At 53.7% G+C, this 5,661-nt stretch carries 7 protein-coding genes; all 7 read right to left on the minus strand.

The genetic code is table 11. The features are described from left to right. Nucleotides 1–957 (minus strand): VWA domain-containing protein (locus FOI68_RS22570; protein ID WP_143864400.1); only part of this gene is annotated, 957 nt, incomplete at its 3' end. Between the two features lie 48 nt (nt 958–1,005). Continuing rightward, a complete protein-coding gene (locus tag FOI68_RS22575; RefSeq protein WP_029100839.1) occupies nt 1,006–1,671 on the minus strand; it encodes a Tad domain-containing protein in 666 nt (221 codons plus the stop codon). Next, nucleotides 1,672–2,085: a TadE family protein gene (locus tag FOI68_RS22580; protein ID WP_238551021.1), complete on the minus strand. Its 414-nt coding sequence runs from the start codon at nt 2,083–2,085 to the stop codon at nt 1,672–1,674. Between the two features lie 37 nt (nt 2,086–2,122). Further along, nucleotides 2,123–2,839 carry a YciC family protein gene (locus tag FOI68_RS22585; protein ID WP_029100841.1) on the minus strand — a complete coding sequence of 239 codons (717 nt, stop codon included), beginning with the start codon at nt 2,837–2,839 and terminating at the stop codon, nt 2,123–2,125. A 29-nt stretch (nt 2,840–2,868) separates the two neighbouring features. Then, entirely contained in the window at nt 2,869–3,708 is an 840-nt protein-coding gene (locus FOI68_RS22590; RefSeq protein ID WP_143864401.1) for a hypothetical protein, read from the minus strand. A 15-nt stretch (nt 3,709–3,723) separates the two neighbouring features. Then, a complete protein-coding gene (locus FOI68_RS22595; RefSeq protein WP_143864402.1) occupies nt 3,724–4,446 on the minus strand; it encodes a hypothetical protein in 723 nt (240 codons plus the stop codon). A 552-nt stretch (nt 4,447–4,998) separates the two neighbouring features. Beyond that, on the minus strand, nt 4,999–5,661 hold a 663-nt coding region (locus FOI68_RS23675; RefSeq protein WP_483296175.1), incomplete at its 5' end, for a vWA domain-containing protein.

The following is a 5,661-nucleotide window of genomic DNA, read 5'->3' on the forward strand; positions in this document are numbered from 1 at the left end:
TGCCTGGAACTGCTCCTGATTCGTCACGTTTGCGTACAACCCTTCGGCCGCCTGGGCAATTTGCTTGAGCTGTTTCTGCCCATCGGCATTGACGTCGAACCCGATGACGTTCAGGAGAGGCATGATATGCGACCGGGAAAGCTCTTTGGCCGCGGCGACCGGATCGCCGTCGCACGTCTCGATCCCGTCACTGACCAGATAGATCACATTGGTGTTGTCCTCGGCTCCGAACGCAGCCAGATCCACCTGTGCCAACTGCAAGGAGCGGGCGATCGAGGTCCAGCCGGTCGGTTCAAACTGATGCAGCGCCTCCGCCAGCCTCTGCGCATCGAACGGCTGCAGCGGATAGACCAGCTCGCTGCTGCCGCACGAGAGCTGTTTGTGCTCGTCGGCATTGCTGCCTTTATGTCCATAGACGCGCAGGGACACCCTCGCCCCCTCGGGGAGGCTTTCCGCAAATGCTTGAATCGCTTCCTTGGCCAACTGCATCTTGGTCTTGTCGCCGATTTTTCCGGCCATGCTCCCGCTCGCGTCCAAAATGATTTCCACGTTGAAATGTTCCTTGAATTGAAACCGGGCATCTTCCATGTCGGGGCTGCCGAAAGACGCCACACGCCAGCGGTCCACAACGGTCTGCGGACTTGCGTAGTCTTCGGCAAACAGGGCAAGCAGCTTCTCCCCGTACGCCTGCACCATCGCTTCATCCAAGCCGTCTACCAGGGGGGGCAGGCGATCCAGTATGTTCGCGATGTCGCTGCGCTGAGGATAGTGGGCCAGATAAAAATGTGTGCCGGCCAGCGGGCCCGGTTGTGCGGCGATCAATTCCTGCGTGGTTTGCGGCAAGCGGGAAGCGTTCGGCGCTGAGCCTGTAACGGCTGCTCCCCATGAACAACCGCTAAGCGACATGGTCAGAACCAAGCCGCCCAGCATTCGAGACCATTTGTTTTTGAACGCCATGTAGTGATCGCCTCCCCGGCGTCTTGTTTGTCTGCTGTGTCGTCATGCTTACAAGGTGATGCGTTTCCCGCCCCATCCCATCACTTCGGCAAAAGCGATCCGTCTGCTTTTCGCCGTCTGCTTCACCTGTTCCGTATCGGTGTTCAGGAACGCCAGTCCAAAAGTTTCGCTCTGGTAGCGGACCGATGTTTCCACCTCGATCCGCATGTCGCTGTCAAACATGGTGACGACCGATCCGCTGCGCGTCGCACCGTTGGCTTGCAAGATTTCCCCTACTACTTCGGGAATTTCATCTTGTGCAGAGGCCAAGCCTTGATAGAGAAAACCATACAGCGAACCATTTGCCGGTACGTGTGAAAGCAGCACGTTATCAATGGCATGGTAGCGGACCTCGCTTTCCGACCAATCAGGATGAGCGCTGCGCAACCGCATCTTTTCCCGATCGACTTCCCCCATGATAAAGTCCGGGTTCAGCATGCCTGCAATCGACCTGTCGTATTCGCGTATGGCTTCTTCCGCCTCTTCGTAAATGATTTGCACAGCCGCCATGCTCGCCTGCTGCGCGCTGTTGGCCGCCACTTCCTTGTCTACAAAGATGTTGGACATGTTGAAGAGCAGCGTGAACATGACGAGAGACAGAAAGAAAAAAATCGTCAGAACGAAAACGGTCATATTTCCCCGCTGGTTGCCAAGCAGCTTTTTCACCTGTCCCATTCAATGAACCACCCGTCCCCGAACCTCGCGGCCAAGCGAAATGACTTTGTCTTCCTCCGCCATGTTCTGCTTGATTATGTCAGGAATGAAGAACAGGTCGAGATCGACACCGATTCTCGCCGTAAAGTAGCTGCCCTCATCGGAAATGTGCGAATCGCCGCTGTCATAGGATATGCCCCCGCCGGCGGAGCTTACGATATGCTGCGCGGCGCTCATCGCCTCGTCCAAATTTCTCGTGACGGCATATACTTTGGCCGCCTCATTTGCTGCCGACTGGGCAATGATGACGGCGTAGACACCGGTTAAAAACTGCCAGAGAATCAGCAGAATGAGAAAGACAAACGGCAAAATCCCGATAAACTCCACGGTGGCAGAGCCTTTTTCATTGTTCAGGCAATGGACCGATTCACCCATCCGTAATGTCACCTCCGTTTGCTGGCTGCTGCCCATGTTACCCTTCCACCGCCGCTGCCGCATCCGCACTGGCGCGGTGTACGCTCTCTTCGCTCCACTTGTAGGTGTACATCGTGAACATGACCGCCAAAAACGGAAAGACAAGCACGGTCAGCAGCAGTTGGGTGAAGAAGACCGCCCCAAAGCTGGTCGTGATGTAGGTGACGGAGACAAGCCCGGCCAGGCTGATCAGCCACTGGACCGCACTTGCCAGCAGGATCAGACCGAGGAGCGGAACAAAATGCCGTTTTCCCAGTTCATAGGCAGCCCGCATGCATTTCCAGGGCGATCTCTTTTTCAGCACGACCAGAAACGGCGTAAGGTAAAACAGGATCAAGAGAACCACCCCCGGCACGACAAACAGCATAAGCCCGAAACATACCGCCAGCACATAGACGATCCCGAACAGAAACACGGAGAACGCTGTCTCGAAAAAGGTACGGAACGCATGGCGAAGCGGCCGTTCCTCCCCCTCCAGCTCGCTTATCACATATTGGGCAAACACGATTTGCACCACGGTCAAAAACAGAAGCAGCAGGAAGAGGTTATAAAAGCTGGACACAATCGGGGCGCCGGTCAGGGCAGCCAGAAAATTGACGTAATTGATCGTAAAATTGTGGACCAGCAGAAACGGAAACAGAATCACACCCGACAGAAGCAGCAGCGCTTCGATATGTCGCGTGTAAAACCGTATGCTTTCTTTCATCGGATTCATTGATCTGCACCTCCTTTGTTCCCGTACGCTTAGGGATTGCGCAGAATCGCAAAAACCTTATCCTGTAAAATCTCCTTGTTTTTCTCGTCAAAAGCTTGCTTCATTTCCTCGACATTCCGGTACGTTACCCCCTTTATTTCCATATCCCGAACCGACTTTTCCATCGTTCTTCTGACTCCGCTTCTTTTGTAATCGCCCAGAAGATGAAGCAGCTTTGTTACGGTTTTCCGCTGTTCTCCCAGGTTGCGTTCCATGGATTGAAACCAGGCGTAAAGACGATCTACAGCATCCTGCACGTCCACCTGCATGCGCACGCCCTGGTACATCAGGAAATCGGACTCGTACAAAATTTCCCGTATCAATTTGACGTCTTCCTCCACCACATAATTGCGTGCAACCATTTCTTTGTGATAGCGCAGGCCAGTGTCATACATCTCTCGCAATTTATCCTGGCCTTCAATCATGTACTCGCAAACCTCAATCAAATCATGAGCATCCTTGCGGGTTTGTACATCCATGATTGGTTCACAATAAGGGAGTAACTGGCGCAGATAATCCCGCTTTTGTTCGTACATCCATACGGGTTTTTCTTTGTCAATAGCGAAGCTCGTCAAAAAATTTGTGACGGAGTTGTTATGGACCATAAACCGCTCTACTACCGGTAATGCTTCCGAACGCGGCGGCACGCTTCCGTCGCTGCGCAGGATCAGATATCCGACCGCTTCTTTTTTGCCAATTCGCCAGTACTGTACGTTGTAATAGAATTGGTCGTTGACCAGTGCCGCATGGTTAAACAGCTCCGGCTTTTCCAGGAAGCGTTTGTAGTTGTTGATTTGTTTGCGGACTTCTGCTGTCTCTCTCACAATCATGTGCTGCATCCTCCGTCATGAAAAGATGGACTTCATCCATCCGACTGCTTTGCCAATTCCTTCGCGAACCGTGCTAATGCCTCGATTAAGCGCTCCTCCCGAGGCCTTGTTGGCCCATTTTACCAAGCGGCTTCCTGCCCAGAGTACACCTCCGGTTACGACAAGCACAACCGCTACCGTCTGTCCTCCCGGAATGACGGAGGCGATAATCCCCGCGTCCATAAAGGTGCTTCCCAGGCTGCCTATCCCATCCACAAACTTTTCATTCTGCTTGTCTTCACCCAACCTGGAATCATACGCCTGCCGAAATTGGCTGAACGTATTATACATGTCAAATGGAAGACTGATGGCAGCAACACCAACATTTAAGCCGGTAACGATTCCGGGCACTCGGACAGCACCCGCAGCACCTGTAACGCCTTGCACGCCGTTTGAAAACGAGCGCTGTGCATTTACTCCACCGAACATGGAGTTTCCATTAAGTTGCGTAACAAACTTGTAACTGTCATATGCCCCTTTGGCACCAAATCCATCAACCGCAATCCCTGTCACATTGCCATACGGCGTATCCTGCAGGCCGATATCAAGCCCCTTTAGTCCAAGCTGAAATAAAAAGCTGGCATAGCCGGCTCCGCCCTGCCCGGCCGTTACGGTTCCGCCTTCCAGCAATCCTGCTGAATAGCTGAGTGTCCCGCCTATCACATCCTTGAAGGACAGCTCCAGCATCTTGTATGCCAATGTCTCGCCAAAAGGCTCGGAACCAGGCGATCCGCCGTTCGGGTTCAGACTGGGGGGATTGCTGCCCGGGGGCTGCAGACCAGGGACCCCTGCTCCCGGTGTTGGGGAAGGCGCAGATCCATCTGGCGCTTGCAGGCCAGGTACGCTGCCTCCAGGGGGTTGGAGGGCTGGCACACGTCCACCTGGAGACTCCCATGCGGGTACTGTGCCACTGGGTGCTTGAAGTCCAGGGAGACTGCCTGCTGGCGGTTGCAAATGAGGTGTATCACCCTGCGGAGTCTGCAGCACAGGCGGACTGCCAGGCGGCGGCTCCAAATCAGGCACTTCCCATCGCGGCGCCTCCAATTGGGGTGTTTCCCGCTGGGGAGCCTGCAAATCGGGAGCTTGTAGCTGGGGAGCCTGATAAGTTCCCCCTCCCAGGCTTGGTACATACGGCTGCGCCAGTACCACCACCGGGAATACATTCACCAACAGAATCAATAAGGCGAAGATACCAGCCAACCAAGGCCTTCTCCCTCTACTTCGCACGACCTTTGCCCTCCTGTCCATTTGTTACTTTACCTTCACGTTTTTGCTGTACTGCTTGTTGATCGCATCGATGGTTTCCCTGTACGTCTTGTCATTCAACTCGTCGAGAAAGGCTTCCATTTCGTCGCCCCTTTGGATTGCCAATTTTTCATGCCGCTCATCAATTTTTTCCAGTTCCTCTATCGTCTGTTCATTCAGTATCTTCAGCCTTCTCATATCCATAAAAGCAGATAAAAAATTATAGCTTTCACGAACGGTTAATCGATACCAGGTGGAACCATATACACTGATATCTACTGCTTGCGATAAATTGGCTGAAAATGCTTCATGAGACGCTCCATCCTTCCACTTCCTCCACTTGCGGGCAATTTCTTCGGCTTGCTGAAATTCCTTCTCCAATTCCTTTTGATCCTGGATCAGTACGTAGCGGCCCCCTACGGCATCCGCTACCTCTTTGAGCTGGCGCTGCGCTTCCCCGTCCGCTCCGAAGCCTACGACATTTACGATGGGTGTCACGTCAGAGTCGGCCAGTTGTTTTGCCACCTTTACCGGATCGCCGCCGCATGTCTCGATCCCGTCGCTGACCAGGTAGATGATATTGGTGTTCTGATCCCCTTTGTACGACTGCAAATCTTTCTGCGCCTGCTCGAGGGCGAGGGCAATCGGCGTCCAGCCGGCAGGCTTGAA

The sequence above is a fragment of the Brevibacillus sp. LEMMJ03 genome (genome assembly GCF_007197875.1).
Classification (GTDB): Bacteria; Bacillota; Bacilli; order Brevibacillales; family Brevibacillaceae; genus Brevibacillus; species Brevibacillus thermoruber.

What these genes read in the sequence shown, in the direction of transcription:
- FOI68_RS22580 (WP_238551021.1), bottom strand. Translation starts at nt 2,085, where the DNA reads ATGGGTGAATCGGTCCATTGCCTGAACAATGAAAAAGGCTCTGCCACC.
- FOI68_RS22590 (WP_143864401.1), bottom strand. Translation starts at nt 3,708, where the DNA reads ATGATTGTGAGAGAGACAGCAGAAGTCCGCAAACAAATCAACAACTAC.
- FOI68_RS22575 (WP_029100839.1), bottom strand. Translation starts at nt 1,671, where the DNA reads ATGGGACAGGTGAAAAAGCTGCTTGGCAACCAGCGGGGAAATATGACC.
- FOI68_RS22585 (WP_029100841.1), bottom strand. Translation starts at nt 2,839, where the DNA reads ATGAATCCGATGAAAGAAAGCATACGGTTTTACACGCGACATATCGAA.